Genomic DNA, 17,172 nt, shown 5'->3' on the forward strand with positions numbered 1-17,172 from the left:
GTTATAACGTGCTGGGCGTATAGATGACGCGCAGCGTGCCGGTATAGTCGCCCGCGTTTTTACTGCTGGCGGCGAACGCGGGGGTTTTCAGGATAATCGGTGCAGGAATGCACAGTACGCTCTCGCGTCCGCCGGGCAGCACGACCTGACGCAGATACTGTGGATCGTTAGTGCCTTGCCAGACTACGGTTTTACCGTTCGCGACGGTTTCGGTTGCGCCTGTGACGGGATGGGTAACGAAGACCTGATAGTCGAGACGGTCCCGCGCATCCGTCTGGCTTCCACCGCGCCGCCGGATAGAAAACGCGCCTTCGGCACGTCCCGCAGAGGGAAGCCCGTCATCTTCAAAACGAAGATAGGCGCGAGTGCTGGTGCTGTTTTTGCCGTCGTACAGGCACATATCCAGCGTGTTTTCCCCCTTGATCTCGCTGCCCCCGGGGCGCCCCGGGAAGTTGGTCAGGTTGAGGTTAACGATGGGCGTGGAGTGCGGAAAGGCTGGCAGATAAATCTGCTGGTTTCCCGGGTCGACCACCTCAATGCGAATATTTGCCTGCCATTTGGCGATGGTGAGATAGCCAGGACAGCCGACATTCACGTCATTGAAGTTGCCGCCGCAGTCGGCGCTTCCCCACTGGCGCAGGTTCTGCTTCAGCGTGGCGGTCCAGATCCCCGGCAGGGCGAGCTTATCCAGTTCGCTTTTCACGATATAGAAATCGAAGTAGGGCTCTCTGTTCCAGTTAGCAATTTCCGTCGTCCCTCCCGTGACAAAGCTGGCAAAGGTGAACACTTTATTGTTGATAAACATGTAGTGATCGCCATACACCTTGATATTCACCGTCTTGCCGGTAAGGGAATGGGTAAACGCTAAATTGATGGCATAAGGCGCGGCCGGGTTCGCCGAGAACCAGACCGGTGAGTTCATGCAGGCGCCGTTCGTGGTATCGGTACGGGACTGACAGGTCAGGGTATTGCGCCCCCACTTTTGCGGATCGGCGGCGTCAAAGCCGCCCGATTCATGAAACCAGATGTCAAAACGCGCGGGCGGCGCGGTGCGATCGAAGCTGATCCCTACGCTGGTATTTCGTCCCGCGGGAGCGCCTGCCAGCGTCTGGCTGGCCCACAGGCTTAAGAACAGAAAAATAAAGAGGCACTTAATCACATCATTTCCCTTTAGTGAGGCTATCGGTGTTCATGGCAGTCGGTCCAGCAGGGACCGACCGTCCTGCCAGCATCAGCTGTGCCTGCTGCTGGACGGCATCCGGCAGGGCGGAGAAGGTTAACTCCTTACAGGGGATCGACCCGACATAACGCACCACGTCGCGCATACTCTTCACGTTCAGCGCGCACTGATAAAACTGCTGCTGACGCACCAGGTAGAGGTGATGCAGCAGGGCGTCGCTTTGGGCGCTAAACCCGCCGTTGCCAAGGTCGCTCCAGCCGTTCACGTTCAGCGGCACGCCGCCGATAAACGGCAAATGACGCTCGTCGGTTAACTGGCCGAGCCAGGTGTAGCTTGCGGTGGTTTGCACGTCCCGGCGCAGCAGTTTGCCAGGCACCATAAACAGCGTTCTGCTGCCCGATCCTTGCGTGATTTCACTGCTGGCTCCCCGGGAGACATCCAGCGATTCGTTAATCGTCAACGTTGTCTGCTGATAGCCCGGCACCGCGAAGAGGGCGCGGCTATTGCCTGGAATATCGGCACTGCCGCCGTTATCCAGCGACACGGCGACGCGAGGATCCTGAGCATCTTCCGGCGTGGTCACGTTCACCGCGACGGCGGAAGCAGGGCGACCGTCGCTCCAGCGGCCCAGCCAAAGGCCAGAGCGGGACAGTGCAAACGTCGAGCTGTAGTTGCCGCTGCTGCTCAGCGTATGGCGACGATCCTGACGATCCCAGGCGTCGCTGACGGTCAGACTCCCGTTGCCATATCGTCCTCCCTGGCGCGTATAGGCTGAGGCATTCAGCGAGTCGCTGTTAATGCCCGACGCGCTGAGGCCGTACTCATTTTCGCCGCGGGCATCGGCATACCAGTTATGCGCCACGTTGTAGCTCAGCTGGTTTTTTTCACGTTGCTGGTGCTGCCATGTCGCGCCCAGAGAGGTGTAGCTTGACGCATCGCCCTGGCGGTTATGCGCCATGGACAGGCTCACGCTCAGGTAGCCGCCTTTATCCCTGCCTTCGCGGGCGTCATCGTTACGCATGAACAGGTTAATGCTGCTGTTAATATTCAGGCCATGGGTGCTGAAGGCATTGCTCAGGCCAGCCTGCCAGGCCCGCGTGCGCGAGCGGGTCATATAGACCGATTCCCACGGCAAACCCGCATCGTGGCGATCGTCACTGTCCGGCAGCTCCCGGCGTGAAACGTACCGGCCTTCGTTGCGGTTATCCGAATACCCCAGGCTCGCATACCAGGCGCCGACCGGGACGGAGAACATCACCGAGAGGGTGCGATAACAGCCGTTCACGGCGTCAAATCCCGCGCTTTGGGTGTTGCAGTTTTCAGCGGATAACGCGTTGCGATAGACGCTCAAAGAAAAACCGTCGTTGTAGCTGATTTGCTGAATATTGCCGCGCTGGCCTTCGCTGCCGTAGAGGTAGCTAAACCGGGTACTCAGCACGCCATCGATCGGGCCCGCGTTGAAGCCCCGGCTCCAGTCGAGCGCGTTCTCCAGGAAACGCTGGTTTTTCTTGAACGTTGCGCCGCTGGTCAGCGCCAGCGTCGGGGTGACGGGCAAACGAACGCCCGCCTGCGCAACCGCGCGGCGCTCTTCGTTTTGATCGCTATTATCGGTTTCGCCCGCCTGCAGGAACCACTCGACGCGGTCAAATGGCGTAATGCCGGTTCGGGTAAACGGCACCTGCTCGGTGCGCGTCAGCCGGTTATTTTCATAGATGGAGAGCGTCACGGTGTAGCTCCCGTCCGGGAACGATCGCGTGTCAAGGGTTTGCGCCCCGGCATTCAGATAGAAGCTCGCCAGCAGCTGGTTGCCCCGGCGGGCGTCGATACGCGCGTCATGGGAAAGCAGCACGGTAACAGGGGTTCCCTTCGACTGCTGAACCGGGTTCATCCACGCCCGTGTTGAACCCGTGCGCAGGCCGCGAATTTTGCCCAGCGGCAGCTGGCTGAGGGTGATATTTCCGCCAGCGTTACTGAACAGATCGCGGGTATCCATCTCGCCTGCCTGGACGTAGTACTGACGCAGGATATCCTGGCGGAACCAGGCGTTGTTGACGGTGACCTCCTGCTGCTGCTGGTGCCGTGAACGCTGCCCCAGCCAGGTCCAGTCGAGATTCACATAGCCGTCCTGGGTGAGCGCCAGCGCGCCGTTGCCCTGCACGGTAGCCGACTGATAATCCCTGTCGGCAACGAAGTTAATGTTTTGTTGATGGATCAGCGCATTTTCGGTGCCGTGCGTGGGCTGATACCATGCGTTCTCTGCCGTCTGCTTAGGCAGAAATTTCTTGTCCAGGAACAGGTTAATGCGGGCGTTATTCTCGTCATAAATAATGGCCGCGCGATCGGTATCGATGTAATCGCAGCCCGCTGCGGAGCCGTTGCTGCTGCAGGCCAGGTTGCCGTTACGGGCAAGCGGAACGGCCAGCGCGGCAGAGACGGTGGCAACGAGGGATGGGGCGTCATTAAACCGGCGTTTGATGGCCGCTACCACGGTCTCAGGTGCGACAAAGCTTACCGTTTCAAGCGTGATATCCGTTTCAAAAAGGCCCAGCGATTCGCCGTAGAGGTTCACCTCGGTCCACAGGCGCTGTGTCTTTGCCAGATCTTCAAAACCTGGTGGGACGGCCAGCCCGGCGCAGGCGAGTTGGATGGAAGCGGGTAACAAAGCAACAAAGAGGAGAGTATTTCTGTGAAACGCCATGAACGAGCCTCGACATCATCCTGACGTCAGAGGGTGGGCACCCTCTGACGTTATTCCTTAGGTGCTGTGGTGTTACGCACCGCCTTCCGTGGTCGTCGCCTGCGTCAGCATCAGGCTGACAACGCCGCTGTACTGACCGGTTTTCAGAATGCCTTTGGTGGTCTGGGAAATGGTCAGCGGCAGTACCGCAGAACCGTTTTCAATGCTCCCCGGGAACAGTTCGGTACCGGTGTATTCAACATCTGCGGTAGAGAGGGTTTTATCGCCCAGCTTCACCGTCATAGGGATGGTTTCAGCACCGTCGGCATTCGCCAGCTTCGCGGCGCTCACCAGACGGACTTTCACGTTGCTGGTGGCGGAGTTAGACCACACCTTGGTATTCAGACGGTAGCTTTCCAGACCGCGGCCAGGCAGGTACTGCATATCGATGCTTGCCGGCAGCGGCGTGTTATCGGCCTGAGTCATATCCAGCTGTGAATCAACGCTGGCGTTGACGGTAATATCTTTTTGAATCGCCAGCGCGCTAACGGACGTGGTCATCGCGGCAACAATCATCAGAGGTTTAAAGTACTTACGCATTGATATCTCCATATTTACAAATGAGCACCCTGGCTCTTTAATCAAACCCTGTGGGGTTTTTACGGTGACGTCGTGTTATTGCACGACGGGTAAATCAGCTTCTTCAGCGCTTTTATTCAGCCAGTTGAAGTAGCGGAATTTATATTTCTGGCCTTGTACCTTCGTGAGCGTTTTTAATTTACGTTCGGTGTCCGGATAAATCGTCGCGTCTTCTTTAATCCATCTACACGATGAATCCGCATCACAAACACCGATCTCCCTGAGCGGCACGCGCAACGTGCCGTTGTTTTTTAACGTTCCTCTGAGAGGGTCAATCGTCAGTGAAACCACGCTTTTTTCCGGTGCGAGATGGATCAGGGCGCCCCAGATCACATTGACGCCCAGTCTTGCCGTCGCCGCAGGGCTTTCTGCCTTGCCCGGAATAATGCTGTCAGGCTGCTTTACGCCTTCAAAATAGACGCGCCAGGTCGTCTCTTTTTCCGGTGGTGCAAGCGATACCAGGCGAACCACGCGCATTGCGCCTGCCGCAAGGGCGAATTTTTCCGGTGTGACAACAACGCCACCTTCTTTCCACGAGGCCACATCAATCTCTTTTTCCAGGGGCGTGCCGGGATTAAGAATTTTCTTTTGCCTCACCCGAATGAACTGAATATCATCCGTTTTTGACGCCACCTTAATTTGCGCCGCACCGGACTTATCCACGTTAAGTTCCATGGGATACACGCTCATATTGGCCAGTGCCATTTCTGAGAAAAATGGCAATGACAGCGCGGCGATATAAAAGGCAGTTGTCTTATTCACACTATTTTTCTGTTTCACTTTCTGTCCGCCTGCGTTGAGTTCATTCCCGGCGCATTCACAACGGGACACCCTCTGCTAACGTATTGCTTCAGGGCAGGGAAACTTTAACCAGAACAGCGGTTTGTGAAAATTTGTATTAATTAACTCGTTATATACAGTTTTTTATCCTGCTTTCCTGGCTTTAAGGTTGTATAGTTAAGCGAAAATACCGCGACCCGGGATGGGGAGAAAACTCCTTCTGATGAAAAAACAATCAGTTCAGGAGGCGATTTTCTTGTCGTTGTATCAGGGATTAAAAAGCATGCGGTAACAGCCGAGAATAAAAGATGTTTTTTATATGCAATAATTCGTTGTTATTCGATCCTGAAGCACATGCAATAAGTATTGTTGGGCAACCCGAGTCTGTATTAACGCTTTCGGCTCCGGCCGTTCGTCTTTTACAGGAGTTTATTCGTCATAAAGGGCGCGACCTGAGCCGGGAAGAGTTGATCACTCGCGTGTGGGAGGAGTTCGGCTTTACGCCGTCGGGAAATAACCTCAATAAGGCGGTAAGTGAATTACGCAAAAGCTTCCACGCCCTGGGCGACAGCCACGACTATATCGTGACCGTGCCCCGGTTTGGATTCCGCTTTGACGCCGACGTTATTTTTAAGCCCGCAGAGAGCGTCACGCCCGAAGTATCTCAGCCGTCCGTTGAGCAGCCGTCAGGATATAAGCGTTTATCCAAAAAGTGGTGGCTGGTTTTAGCGGTATTAACGACGTCAGTCGTGGGGTTTAGCCTGTTTTTTAGCCGACAGCTTGAGATAACCGTACCCGCAACACTCAAACCCGTTAAGGAAAAAATAGCTGGCTGTCGGCTCTGGGTGATCAACGATCATGGCCGACCGCTGGTGTTATCAAAATTGGCCGAGCTGCTGAAGAAAAATAACGTCGCGTGCGAGCGCGAGGAGTACAACATTTATTATTTCAGCGCCCGCTTTTCGCTTGCCGCCGCCGATGAGGTTTTCATCGGCGCCTGCCCGGTGAGTGAAGCCAGCCTGTGTAAAACTATTCGCTATAAAAGCGGGGCGGAAGAATGAAAAACAGACTTCTGTTCGGACTGGGTGGCGCAGTCGTTGGCGGGGCGTTTGCGCTCTTTATCTACACCGGCGGAGCCTATAAGCGCGATGCGCTGGCCTGCAGCACCGAGTTTAATTTTACGCGCAATCAAGGAAAGGCAAATGAAGTGAAGGTCAATGCCGTTGCCCAGTTCTATTTTCATCGTAACGGCACCGGCCTGACCACCTACAAAGGCGCTGCAAAGGCTGAAGGTAAGAGCCTGATCGTTGACAGGGACGTGGATTTTACGTGGGAGCGACGGGACGATGATAAGGTAATTGTCCTGAGCTACACCAAGACCTGGCGTCGACACAATGACAACACTCCTGATGCCCAGTGGGGAAGCTTTGCCAGCCCGACCGCACGCTACTATCTCACGATCTCTGAACTCTCGCCTTCCGTATGGCTGATTCAGGACCGGCGTTACCCCACCTATATTTGCCGGGGTGATTAAGGCATAAAAAAAGGAGAATGCCGGGGGCATTCTCCTTTTTGTTTCAGCAGGTCAGCTTAGTCGCGGCTGGCGAAGCCCAGGATGCTCAGCAGGCTGACGAAGATGTTGTACAGCGACACATACAGGCTCACGGTGGCGCGGATATAGTTCGTCTCACCGCCGCGAATGATGTTGCTGGTTTCAAACAGGATCGCGCCGGAAGAGATCAGAATAAATACGGCGCTGATCGCCAGGTGCAGAGCAGGCAGCTGCAGGAAGATGTTGGCCACCATACCCACCAGCACCACCACAACACCCGCCATCAGCATGCCGCCGAGGAAGGACATGTCCTTACGCGTGGTCAGCACGTAGGCCGAGCAGCAGAAGAACACCAGCGCGGTGCCGCCCAGCGCCATACCAATCACATCGCCCATTCCGGCGGACAGATACGCGTTCAGGATTGGCCCCAGGATGTAGCCCAGGAAGCCGGTGAAGGCAAACGCGGACAGAATACCGACCGGTTTGTCAGCGGTTTTGTAGGTCAGGAACATCAGGCCATACATGCCCACCAGGGTCAGAATCAGCCCCGGAGACGGCAGCATCAGCACGGTGCTGGCGGTGGCGGTGATCGCCGAAAACGCCAGCGTCAGGCTGAGCATGAAATAGGTATTGCGCAGCACCTTGTGGGTGCTGAGTAGCGATGTGCGGTCGCGTGAGGAAGTAATTATACGATCCATGAGTCACTCTCTTATGACAGATGTAATTAACGGAAAGAATAGGAAACGGCGCGTCACTCTCAAAGTGGTTTTACCCATCTTTACTCAGCAGGTTAGCGCGGGACCTGGTTGTTTCATCTGCATAAATACGTTTCACCAGTATGAACAGCGGTTTGACGCGATTAATCAGATCAACCTCTTATAGGTTACTGAAAATTATTGCGTTATTACCATAAGGCCGCTAAGAGTTATTTCCGGATCGTCACAAAAACAGACAATAAGGCGAAGGACATGAAACCACAAACACGCACGCGCTTTACGCTCTCTTTACTTACCGCCGGGATCCTGTGCGCCAGCACGGCGACCTGGGCGGCTAACGTGCCGGCAGGAACCGCGCTGGCCGATAAACAGGAACTGGTCAGGAATAATGGCAGTGAACCGGCTTCGCTCGACCCGCATAAAGTCGAAAGCGACGTCGAATTCAATATTATCAGTGATTTATTCGAAGGTCTGGTGAGCGTTTCCCCGTCGGGTGACGTCCAGCCCCGGCTGGCGGAAAAATGGGAGAACAAGGACAACACCGTCTGGACGTTCCATCTGCGTCCGGGCATCACCTGGAGCGACGGCACGGCGATTACCGCAGAGGATGTGGTCTGGAGCTGGCAGCGCCTGATTGACCCGAAAACGGCGTCACCGTACGCGAGCTATCCGGGCAACATGCATATCGCCAACGCGGCCGATATCGCTCAGGGGAAAAAATCCCCCGACACGCTGGGCGTGAAAGCCATTAACGACACCACCCTGGAAGTGACGCTCACCCAGCCAAACGCGGCGTTCCTCGCCATGCTGGCGCACCCGTCGCTTGTGCCGGTGGATAAAGTGCTGATTGGCCGTTTCGGCGAAAAGTGGACCAAGCCTGAGCACTTCGTCAGCAGCGGGGCGTATAAGCTGTCGCAGTGGGTGGTCAACGAACGCATCGTGGCGGAGCGTAACCCGCGCTACTGGGATAATGATCATACCGTGATCAACAAGGTGACGTATCTGCCTATCACCTCCGAGGCCGCGGATGTGAACCGCTATAAAGCGGGTGAAATTGATATTGTCTACACCGTGCCGATCAACCAGTTCGCTCAGCTCAAGAAAACCCTGGGCAGCCAGCTCGATGTCTCCCCGCAGCTGGCGACCTATTACTACGAATTCAATACCACCCGACCGCCGTTCAACGACGCCCGCGTGCGCAAGGCGCTGAACATGGCGCTCGATAAAGACATCATTGCCGGAAAAGTATTAGGGCAGGGGCAGCGCCCGGCGTGGCTCATCAGCCAGCCGGACATCGGCGGCGTCAAGCTCCAGAACCCGGATTACGCCAGCTGGCCGCTGGACAAGCGCATCGCCGAGGCGAAAAAACTGCTGAACGAGGCCGGATATAACGAAAGCCATCCTCTGAGCTTCAACCTGCTCTATAACACTTCTGAATCGCACCAGCGCATCGCGATTGCCGCCAGCTCCATGTGGAAGAAAAACCTCGGCGTGGACGCGAAGCTGCAAAATCAGGAGTGGAAAACCATGCTGGATACCATGCACACCCACAACTTTGACGCGGTGCGTTACGCCTGGATTGCCGACTACGACGACGCGGCGACGTTCCTGAACAACTTCCGCACCGGCGACAGCGAAAACACCAGCCAGTACAGCAATCCGGAATACGACCAGGCGCTGGTGAATGCCGCAAAAGCCAAAACAACGGAAGAGCGGGGTAAGTTCTACCAGCAGGCGGAAGATCTGCTGGGACGCGATGTGCCCGCCATTCCGGTGTATCACTACGTCCGTACGCACCTGGTTAAACCGTGGGTGGGCGGCTTTACGCCGGATAAGCTGGGGTACTATTACACGAAAGACATGTACATCAAGAAACACTAGGCCTGTGCTGATAAAATCGTCGATGTGTTGTCAGTTCAACCGATTAAACACGTTTTGACTATTTTTACAGCGAACGATTGCTGGCACTCTTTACAGCACGCGGTGAGGTGTTTATAGTTCGCCTCACTTAGGAAGTGTGGCCGAGCGGTTGAAGGCACCGGTCTTGAAAACCGGCGACCCGAAAGGGTTCCAGAGTTCGAATCTCTGCGCTTCCGCCAGATATAAACCCCAGGTTACTCGTGAACCTGGGGTTTTTCTTTTTGTCCTACCGCGGATTTACCCTTCACCAGACTCTGGCCATTCCTTCGCTTGCCGGGCGAACCAGCGTAAAACCAAATTTTGCATAAAGCTCGGGCACATCCGCCATTAAACAAACGTACGCCCCTTTGCAGGCATGGCTATCCAGCCAGGCAACCAACGTTTCCATAATGACTCTGCCGAGCCCTTTCCCCTGATGAAGGGGATCGACGGCGACGTCGACAATATCGAAATTCAACGCACCGTCCCCTACGATTCGCCCCATACCCACCGGTTTACCCTCAAACAGAATATGCATGCCATAACAGCTGCCGGGCAGCGCTTTTCGGGCCGCCTCCAGCGGGCGAGGGCTAAGACCCGAGATTTCGCGCAGGCGGCAAAAGTCCTCCGCAGCGGGGACGGTTTCAACCACGGTATAGTCAGGCATTAAAAAGCTCCAGTCAGCGTTCAGTAAGATGCCCCAGTCTGGCAGTAAAAGGGAGTAAAGACGATTTCACGGACCGATCCAGATCACACTTTTAACCTCCCGCTATTCCCCTGTAAAAACCAGGCGTTATCATTCACCCCGTAAATACCTTTTCATCTCTCATCGAGGCTTTGATGCTGGAGAATGTTGTCATCAGATAATCAGCTTCCCGCCCTTTTCAGGACGGACTGGTTATCGCTGCGCTTAAACCTTACGCACGCACCTGCGGGTGTGTGCTCGTTTTTACGCATGATGATTACACAGGTTTTCCAGTATGAATTTATCCCGTCAGGAACAACGTACCTTACACGTTCTCGCCAAAGGTGGACGTATTGTGCACGTCCGCGACAGTTCTGGCCGCGTCACGTCCGTTGAGTGCTACACCCGTGAAGGGCTGGTGCTGAGCGACTGCACGCTGAACGTCTTCAAAAAACTCCGCGCCAAAAAGCTGATCCGATCCGTGAACGGGCAGCCTTACCGCATCAACACCACCGGGCTGAACAACGTTCGCGCCCAGCTGGATAATCGCTAAGCGGAATAAACAACGCCACCCTCGGGTGGCGTTCATGCATTGAGCGGGATATCGTGGCGTAGGCCGGGTAAGCGCAGCGCCACCCGGCAAGAAACGCGGCGTTATGAGCGAATAAAGGCCAGTATGTCCGCGTTGATAGTATCCGCATGGGTGGTATGCATCCCGTGCGGGAAGCCCGGATAAATTTTCAGCACGCTGTTCGCCAGCAGCTTGTCCTGGAGAAGGGCGGCATTTTTATACGGCACAACCTGATCGTCATCGCCCTGCAGCACCAGAACGGGAACGGTGATGGTTTTCAAATCTTCCGTCTGGTCGGTCTCTGAAAACGCCTTAATCCCCTCATAGTGGGCTTTGGCGCTTCCGATCATCCCCTGACGCCACCAGTTCTGGATCGTACCCTGCGAAACGTCGGCACCATCGCGATTAAAACCGTAGAAAGGACCGCTGGCAACGTCGAGATAAAACTGGGCGCGGTTAGCCGCCAGCGCTTTGCGGAAGCCGTCGAAGACCTCGATCGGCGTTCCGCCGGGATTCGTCTCCGTTTTGACCATCAGAGGCGGGACGGCGCTGACGAGCACCGCTTTGGCGACGCGCCCCTGTGGTTGTCCATACCGCGCAACATAGCGGGCGACCTGGCCGCCGCCGGTGGAGTGACCGACGTGCACGGCATTGTGCAGATCCAGGCTTTCAACCACGGCTGACGCATCGGCCGCATAATGATCCATATCGTGGCCTTCACTCACCTGGTCCGATCGTCCATGTCCGCGGCGATCGATAGCGATAACGCGATAGCCTTCTGCCAGGAAGAAGAGCATCTGGTTATCCCAGTCATCGGCACTCAACGGCCAGCCGTGGTGGAAGACAATAGGCTGAGCCTCTTTCGGACCCCAGTCTTTGTAGTAAATGTTGACGCCGTCTTTCGTGGTTACGAATGCCATACCGCAGACTCCTCTGTTAAGAACAACACGACCCCTAAAGTGTAGGAGAAATCACAAAAGCGGTTGGTTTAATTCCGGTGAAGGATATTCATTTTGCGTCTGGGCCCTGGCGCGATGCGCCAGAGCCTTCAGGACAGGATTAACAGCAGGGGCGTTTAGCGGTTTTCTTCAATATAGCGGGCCAGGTCCGCCGGGGTTTTCAGCACCGTCGCCACGTCTGTCGGCGGGATCATGCAGCCGTAAACGTCCTGCACTTCCAGAACCATATCGACCGCCAGGATGGAGTCGAGAATGTCGGATTCAATCAGCTCATCGTGAAAGCCCACCTTACGGGATAACACTTTTTCGAACAGGGCGAGAATTTCTTGTTCCATAATTTTTCCTGGAGTCATTAATTTGTGCGGGCGTAAGCGTCCAGCAGCTTGCGGTCAATTTTGCCGTTAGGATTCAGCGGCAAAGCGTCTTTTACGATAATTTGTGACGGCACCATGTAGTGGGGAACCACCTTCGACAGCGAGGTTTTGATGGTATCCGGCGCCAGCTCCGTCACGCAGAACGCGGCAATGCGCAGCACGCTGCCGCAGGGTTTCATCAGTGGCATCACCACCGCTTCGTTAATCCCGGACATCGCCAGCAGGCGGTTTTCAATTTCGTTGATTTCAATACGGTAGCCATTCAGTTTGACCTGGCTGTCGTTGCGTCCCTGGCAGTAGATAAGCCCCGCTTCATAGCCCAGATCGCCGGTCCGGTAGCCGCGAAACGCCTCGTTTTCCCGATGAAGTAATTTTTCTGCGTTCTCCTGCGGCAGGCCGAGGTAGCCGCGCATGACGTTTTTACCCCAGATAATCAGCTCGCCCTCGGCGGAAATTTCCATTTTGCTCTCAGGCATCATGACCCCCACCGGCAGCACGGCGCTGTCGCTGTTCATGATCGCATCTGTGATCTCGACCACGGTGGTCGCGATGGTCGCTTCCGTTGGGCCATAGGAGTTGATGATTTTGGCCTGCGGGAAGCGGCGGCGAAGCTGTTTAACCAGCGCTTTATTCAACACTTCACCAATGAAGATAAAGACGTTGAGTTCAGGTAAATACTCGCTGTTGAACTGCGGGGAAAGCAGCTGCTGGTAAGCAAAAGAGGGGGTGGAAACCCAGGCGGAGACGGCGTTGCTTTTCAGTCGCTCCAGCCAGTTCGCTTTCTGAATATCGTCTTTGGCGTTCAGCACGATGTGTCCACCCATCGCCAGATTCGCCAGCAAAGGGATCAGGGAGAGGTCAAAACTGAACACCGCGTGGTTCATCAGGACCGGTTTTTCCGGCAGCGAAAAGTCCTGGCTGACCCATTTCATGAAGTGCCACACGCTTTCACGCCCAATCTGCACCCCTTTAGGCTTGCCGGTGCTGCCGGAGGTAAACATGATGTAGGCCAGATCCTGCTCCTCCAGCACCTTGCCCGGTTCACCCGTGGCGATGAACTGCCGGGTCGCGACGTCGTAATAGTAAGGGGCGCTGGCCAGGTGGCAGATCTCCCGCAGGCGCTCCTGCGGGTAAATGCAGTCCACCGGAATGTACGGAATGTTGTGCAGCAGGCAGCTATAAATCGCCACGGCGAACTCGGCCTGCTGGTGTCCGTACAAGACGACCGGCGTACCGGCAACAGGCTGGCTACGCTGATAGCGCTGCGCCCAGTCCGTCACGGCCGTGGAAAGCTGCAGCCAGCTTAAGGCTTCGTCGCTGCCGCTGACGGCCAGCTGCTGCGGGGAGGCGGGATCGTATAATGCCGCACGCAAGAAATCCTGCAGTTCCTGAAGATCGGAGTGATTTTTCATAGAGGTGACATTCCACTAAAGATGTAAAGGGCGCCCGCGGCGCTTCCCAGCGTCAGAATGCGTCCCAAAAACGCAACAGCCGGATACTGCAACCCGCGGTGTAACGCCGGGCTGCGTTTGGCTGACCACAGCAGCATGTTGTGCGCGACAGAAATGGCGCCAAACAGCGCGCCGCTGATGACGTAATGGCGTTCCAGGCCATTCCATGCCCCCATGCAAAACAGGGTGCAAAAAATACCGATATTTTGCGCCAGCGTTTTGTTCTGACGGAAAAAGTTAAACTTCATCAGGTTCATATAAACGGGCATAAAGACCACATCGCGCAGCCATTCAGACAGGCTGATGTGGAAGCGGCGCCAGAAATCCTGCGGGTTCTTTGCCAGAAGCGGCATATTGAAGTTTGCCGGGATGTTGAGCCCAAACAGGCGGCCCGCACCGATGGCCATATTGCTGTAGCCCGCAAAATCAAAGTAGAGGTAGGCGCTATAGGCAATCGACATCACCACGCCCACGGTCAGCGTAAACGGCTTATGGCTCCAGGGCTGTACGACCAGCGAATCAACCAGCATGGCAAACAGGAACTTCTGGATAATGCCGGTAATGATTTGCTCCAGCGCCACTAAAAACTGTTCGCGGTTAAGGGCAAAGACGGGCTTGCTGACGTCGTTCATCCATGTCCGCCAGCGGTACATTGGGCCTGCCAGAATAATAAAGGGCATAAACAGATAGCAGAAATAGTGCAGGAAATTCTGCCCTTCTTTTTTACTGCGATAGAGCAGCACGTCCACCGCGCGGAATGTCATAAAAGAGAGGCCGATCATGCCGAGATGATGATTAAGGTGCAATTTCACCAAAAATAAAGGAAGCAGCGTTAACACAATCGCCTGCCAGGTTTTTAACCATCCTTTTTCTTTTAACGCGGCGACTAGATAAAAACTGATAAAAACGACCGCGGGAACACGGTAATCACCCTGAAAAATATAGCCCCAGCCTAATGCGGCCATGACGGATAATGCCGATAAATACGTCAGGCGATGGCGTAATAGGCGATTGACCAGCGCAAACGCCAGGGCGGATGAAAACAAACAGACAAAAAACATTCCTGAGCTATACATCATTCGGCCTCAGAACTTTTGATATTCAAAATGCAGCTGCATACTCATACTGTCATCGACAGAGGTCCACGCGACGATGGTGATCGCCAGCAGGAGATAAAGGAAAAAAAGACGGATCGCGATTTTCATTATTTAAAGCTCTGTGCAATAAAGCGAATCATAGGAACCCAGGCCAGTTCGGAAGGGTGCAAACGATCCCAGTTCCAGCCATTCTGATAAGGCATGGCGTACATATCTAAATAGGGGATCTGGTTCTTTTCCAGAATGGTTTTTATTTGCTTATCCACCGGGCGGAAGGTATCGGTGTTGTAAAGCGCCCAGGGGTTAACCGGGTCGACGATAGCAATCACCTGCACGTGGTGTTCTTTAAGCAGCTGGACGGTTTTACTGAAGGCGGCGATTTGCGCAGGCACGACCGGCGTGTCATCCCACTGCTGCCGCGTACCGTCCTCCTCGTAAATCGTTTTGTCCATCCACAGGGTGGCCGCGCTCTGCTGGCGTTTTTTATTTAACTCGCGGGCATTCGCCAGCTCTTTATCCCAGTCAGGGGCAATGTGGGTGGTCGGCTGTGGCGGCCACGGCTGTTCCGTCCGGGGCGTGACGTGAAGCAGCGCCAGCCAGTCGTTTTTTATCAGGGTGCAGACGTTGGCAAACTGGAAACTCACCTCGTCCCATATCAGATCGGGGTGCCAGCCAAAGACACGCATTTGGCCAAAGGTTAAATGGCTTATTTCTTTACTCTCAATATGTTTTAAATAATTAACCAATATTGGGCGTGCCTGCGGATCCTTCATTAAAGGAGTAAAAACAGAATCCGGGAAATTATCGGCATAGATAGCGGGAGGCAGGCCTTTTGAGTAAAAGCTGTCAGGTGCCAGCAGCAAAACAACTTTACTGTTTGCGTTAAGGCTATTTTTAAAACGTGAGAACAGTAAAAACTGCGTTTCGTCATCGACAAACGCATCGCCATACGCCACGACGGGTTTGTGCAATTGCTTATTAAAGTAATTATAGACAGCGTAATGTTCATCTTCTGAGGTCGCCACCTCAGACGCACCAATGAAGAATATCGCATTCCCTTCTAAGGCATGAGAAATAGTGGCAATTTTTTCCGCCTGTTCTTTAGGCGTGCCCGCCATTGATTTAATCAGCGGCTGGAAGGTAAGCGGCGGATCGAAGCTCGCCACCAGCGGGTGAAGACAAAGAAACAAAATGGCCAGAAACGCCATCAGAAAATGTAAGCAAAGCGTATTTTTGATTTTCATCATCAACCAGTAACACTGCATGGCAGTAATGTCTTAAATCTGCGGAAATTCAGATTAATAACAATTACACAACAAATGGCCGTCTATTTTTGTGGCATTCTATACCAGAGCGATTTAAAAAGATGAGCGTTGCTGTGTTACGGTATGTACAAGGTCGCGGAGAGTGATGTGAAGTCAGCGTTTGGGTGACTTTTTGCGCAGTCAAACGCCCGTGGGGAAAAATCGAAAAATTCCTGCTTTACAAGGCGCTAATAGATGTTTATAGTGCGCCTCACTTTGGAAGCGTGGCCGAGCGGTTGAAGGCACCGGTCTTGAAAACCGGCGACCCGAAAGGGTTCTAGAGTTCGAATCTCTACGCTTCCGCCAAATTCGAAAACCCTGCGATAGCAATATCGCAGGGTTTTTTCGTTTTACAGCCCAATCACCAGCTCCCCGGAATAGCTTCGCGAACAGCACAGCGCCACCTGCTGGTCCATCGCGCCTTTTTCCGCCTCCGACTGCACGCTATCCCGATGATCCACCACGCCGTCAATCACCGGCGTCAGGCAGGCGCCGCAGATCCCCATCTCACAGGAAAGCGGGACCGCCACGCCATTTTCCTGCAGCACCTGGGCGATGGTTTTATCCGCAGGCACCGGCCAGCGCTCCCCGGTGGAGGCCAGTTTGACCGTGAAGATCTCCCCGGCTTCACCGCCTGCGGCGGGCGCAACGGGCTGAAACGCCTCGCTGTGAAGATGGGCGTCATCCCATCCCTTTGCCGCCGCCACCTCACGCACTTTTTCCATAAAACCTGCCGGACCACAGACCCAGGCGTGAAGGCCCGATTCGGCCACCGGGAGATGTGCCGCCAGCGCTGTGCGCGGGCTGGCGGTATGAATGAGGCACTCACCGAGCCGGGAGAGTTCGCGCCCAAACGCCGCGCTTTCACGGTTTCTGACGTAATAATGCAGCGTGAACGGCGTTCCGGTCGCCTTCAGCTGCAGGGCCATTGCATACAGCGGCGTAATGCCAATCCCCGCCGCCAGCAGCAAAACCCGCTCTGCCTGCTGCAGCGGAAACAGGTTGCGCGGAGCCGATATCATCAGCTTCTGCCCGGGACGCAGCGTCTCGTGAACGTAGCGCGACCCGCCGCGCGAGGCGGTTTCACGCCCCACGCAAATAAGATAGCTCTCGTCCCCACATGCTCCGGTCAGGGAATACGGGCGCACCACGCCGCAGGGCAGGTGGACATCAACGTGCGCCCCGGGCTGCCACGGCGGCAGCGCTTCGCCGTTATCAGCCACCAGCCTGACGGCGAGGCTTTTGTCGCCCTCGCGCCACAGCCCGTCAACAATTACGCTCAGCATAT

General features: G+C 55.1%; 16 protein-coding genes and 2 tRNA genes. 6 read left to right on the plus strand and 12 right to left on the minus strand.

Features of this window, described 5'->3' with window-relative positions:
* Position 1: 1 nt before the first annotated feature.
* The 4 genes from BFV67_RS07475 to BFV67_RS07490 all read right to left on the minus strand — a co-directional run bounded on the left by BFV67_RS07475 (position 2) and on the right by BFV67_RS07490 (position 5,276).
* Positions 2-1,159, minus strand: a complete 1,158-nt coding sequence (locus tag BFV67_RS07475; RefSeq protein WP_069598091.1) for a CfaE/CblD family pilus tip adhesin — start codon at positions 1,157-1,159, stop codon at positions 2-4.
* A 1-nt stretch (position 1,160) separates the two neighbouring features.
* Positions 1,161-3,878, minus strand: a complete 2,718-nt coding sequence (locus BFV67_RS07480; protein ID WP_069598092.1) for a TcfC E-set like domain-containing protein — start codon at positions 3,876-3,878, stop codon at positions 1,161-1,163.
* 72 nt (positions 3,879-3,950) lie between these two features.
* Positions 3,951-4,457: a CS1 type fimbrial major subunit gene (locus BFV67_RS07485; protein WP_021240847.1), complete on the minus strand. Its 507-nt coding sequence runs from the start codon at positions 4,455-4,457 to the stop codon at positions 3,951-3,953.
* Positions 4,458-4,532: 75 nt separating this feature from the next.
* Complete coding sequence (locus tag BFV67_RS07490; protein WP_045334753.1) at positions 4,533-5,276, minus strand: fimbrial protein; 744 nt, start codon at positions 5,274-5,276, stop codon at positions 4,533-4,535.
* Between the two features lie 308 nt (positions 5,277-5,584).
* On the opposite strand from BFV67_RS07490, the gene BFV67_RS07495 reads away from it, so the two are divergent.
* Both BFV67_RS07495 and BFV67_RS07500 read left to right on the plus strand, forming a co-directional pair.
* Complete coding sequence (locus BFV67_RS07495; RefSeq protein WP_008499907.1) at positions 5,585-6,337, plus strand: winged helix-turn-helix domain-containing protein; 753 nt, start codon at positions 5,585-5,587, stop codon at positions 6,335-6,337.
* On the plus strand, positions 6,334-6,810 hold the full coding sequence (locus BFV67_RS07500; RefSeq protein WP_008499906.1) for a hypothetical protein: 477 nt from the start codon (positions 6,334-6,336) through the stop codon (positions 6,808-6,810). Before BFV67_RS07495 ends, BFV67_RS07500 begins: the two co-directional genes overlap by 4 nt.
* A 56-nt stretch (positions 6,811-6,866) precedes the next feature.
* Here BFV67_RS07500 and yccA read toward each other — a convergent pair whose 3' ends face one another.
* Positions 6,867-7,526: an FtsH protease modulator YccA gene (yccA, locus tag BFV67_RS07505; RefSeq protein WP_021240844.1), complete on the minus strand. Its 660-nt coding sequence runs from the start codon at positions 7,524-7,526 to the stop codon at positions 6,867-6,869.
* A gap of 270 nt (positions 7,527-7,796) precedes the next feature.
* Here yccA and BFV67_RS07515 point away from each other — a divergent pair, with 270 nt between their 5' ends.
* Together BFV67_RS07515 and BFV67_RS07520 are read left to right on the plus strand one after the other, a co-directional pair.
* The gene (locus BFV67_RS07515) at positions 7,797-9,425 is read left to right on the plus strand and encodes an ABC transporter substrate-binding protein (protein WP_069598094.1); all 1,629 of its coding nucleotides are present in this window, start codon (positions 7,797-7,799) and stop codon (positions 9,423-9,425) included.
* Between the two features lie 130 nt (positions 9,426-9,555).
* Positions 9,556-9,643: transfer RNA gene (locus tag BFV67_RS07520), tRNA-Ser, on the plus strand.
* Between the two features lie 65 nt (positions 9,644-9,708).
* Here BFV67_RS07520 and BFV67_RS07525 read toward each other — a convergent pair.
* A complete protein-coding gene (locus BFV67_RS07525) occupies positions 9,709-10,110 on the minus strand; it encodes a GNAT family N-acetyltransferase (RefSeq protein WP_059360813.1) in 402 nt (133 codons plus the stop codon).
* A 313-nt stretch (positions 10,111-10,423) separates the two neighbouring features.
* On the opposite strand from BFV67_RS07525, the gene BFV67_RS07530 reads away from it, so the two are divergent.
* Entirely contained in the window at positions 10,424-10,681 is a 258-nt protein-coding gene (locus tag BFV67_RS07530) for a YjhX family toxin (RefSeq protein WP_008499869.1), read from the plus strand.
* Between the two features lie 101 nt (positions 10,682-10,782).
* On the opposite strand, the gene BFV67_RS07535 is transcribed toward BFV67_RS07530, so the two are convergent.
* The 5 genes from BFV67_RS07535 to BFV67_RS07555 all read right to left on the minus strand — a co-directional run bounded on the left by BFV67_RS07535 (position 10,783) and on the right by BFV67_RS07555 (position 15,824).
* A complete protein-coding gene (locus tag BFV67_RS07535; protein ID WP_046091808.1) occupies positions 10,783-11,619 on the minus strand; it encodes an alpha/beta fold hydrolase in 837 nt (278 codons plus the stop codon).
* 155 nt (positions 11,620-11,774) lie between these two features.
* A complete protein-coding gene (locus BFV67_RS07540; RefSeq protein ID WP_008499867.1) occupies positions 11,775-11,993 on the minus strand; it encodes an acyl carrier protein in 219 nt (72 codons plus the stop codon).
* A gap of 17 nt (positions 11,994-12,010) precedes the next feature.
* A complete protein-coding gene (locus tag BFV67_RS07545; RefSeq protein ID WP_063617778.1) occupies positions 12,011-13,444 on the minus strand; it encodes an AMP-binding protein in 1,434 nt (477 codons plus the stop codon).
* Entirely contained in the window at positions 13,441-14,559 is a 1,119-nt protein-coding gene (locus BFV67_RS07550; RefSeq protein WP_023343711.1) for an MBOAT family O-acyltransferase, read from the minus strand. The genes BFV67_RS07545 and BFV67_RS07550 overlap by 4 nt, the downstream gene beginning before the upstream one ends.
* Before the next feature lie 128 nt (positions 14,560-14,687).
* Positions 14,688-15,824, minus strand: a complete 1,137-nt coding sequence (locus tag BFV67_RS07555; protein ID WP_069598944.1) for a D-alanyl-lipoteichoic acid biosynthesis protein DltD — start codon at positions 15,822-15,824, stop codon at positions 14,688-14,690.
* A 278-nt stretch (positions 15,825-16,102) separates the two neighbouring features.
* On the opposite strand from BFV67_RS07555, the gene BFV67_RS07560 reads away from it, so the two are divergent.
* A tRNA-Ser gene (locus BFV67_RS07560) sits at positions 16,103-16,190 on the plus strand.
* 44 nt (positions 16,191-16,234) lie between these two features.
* Here the strand turns inward: BFV67_RS07560 and BFV67_RS07565 are convergent.
* Positions 16,235-17,170, minus strand: coding sequence for a PDR/VanB family oxidoreductase (locus tag BFV67_RS07565; RefSeq protein WP_069598945.1), 936 nt, complete (start codon positions 17,168-17,170; stop codon positions 16,235-16,237).
* Between the last annotated feature and the right edge of the window lie 2 nt (positions 17,171-17,172).

Source organism: Enterobacter roggenkampii (assembly GCF_001729805.1).
GTDB classification, from domain to species: Bacteria; Pseudomonadota; Gammaproteobacteria; order Enterobacterales; family Enterobacteriaceae; genus Enterobacter; species Enterobacter roggenkampii.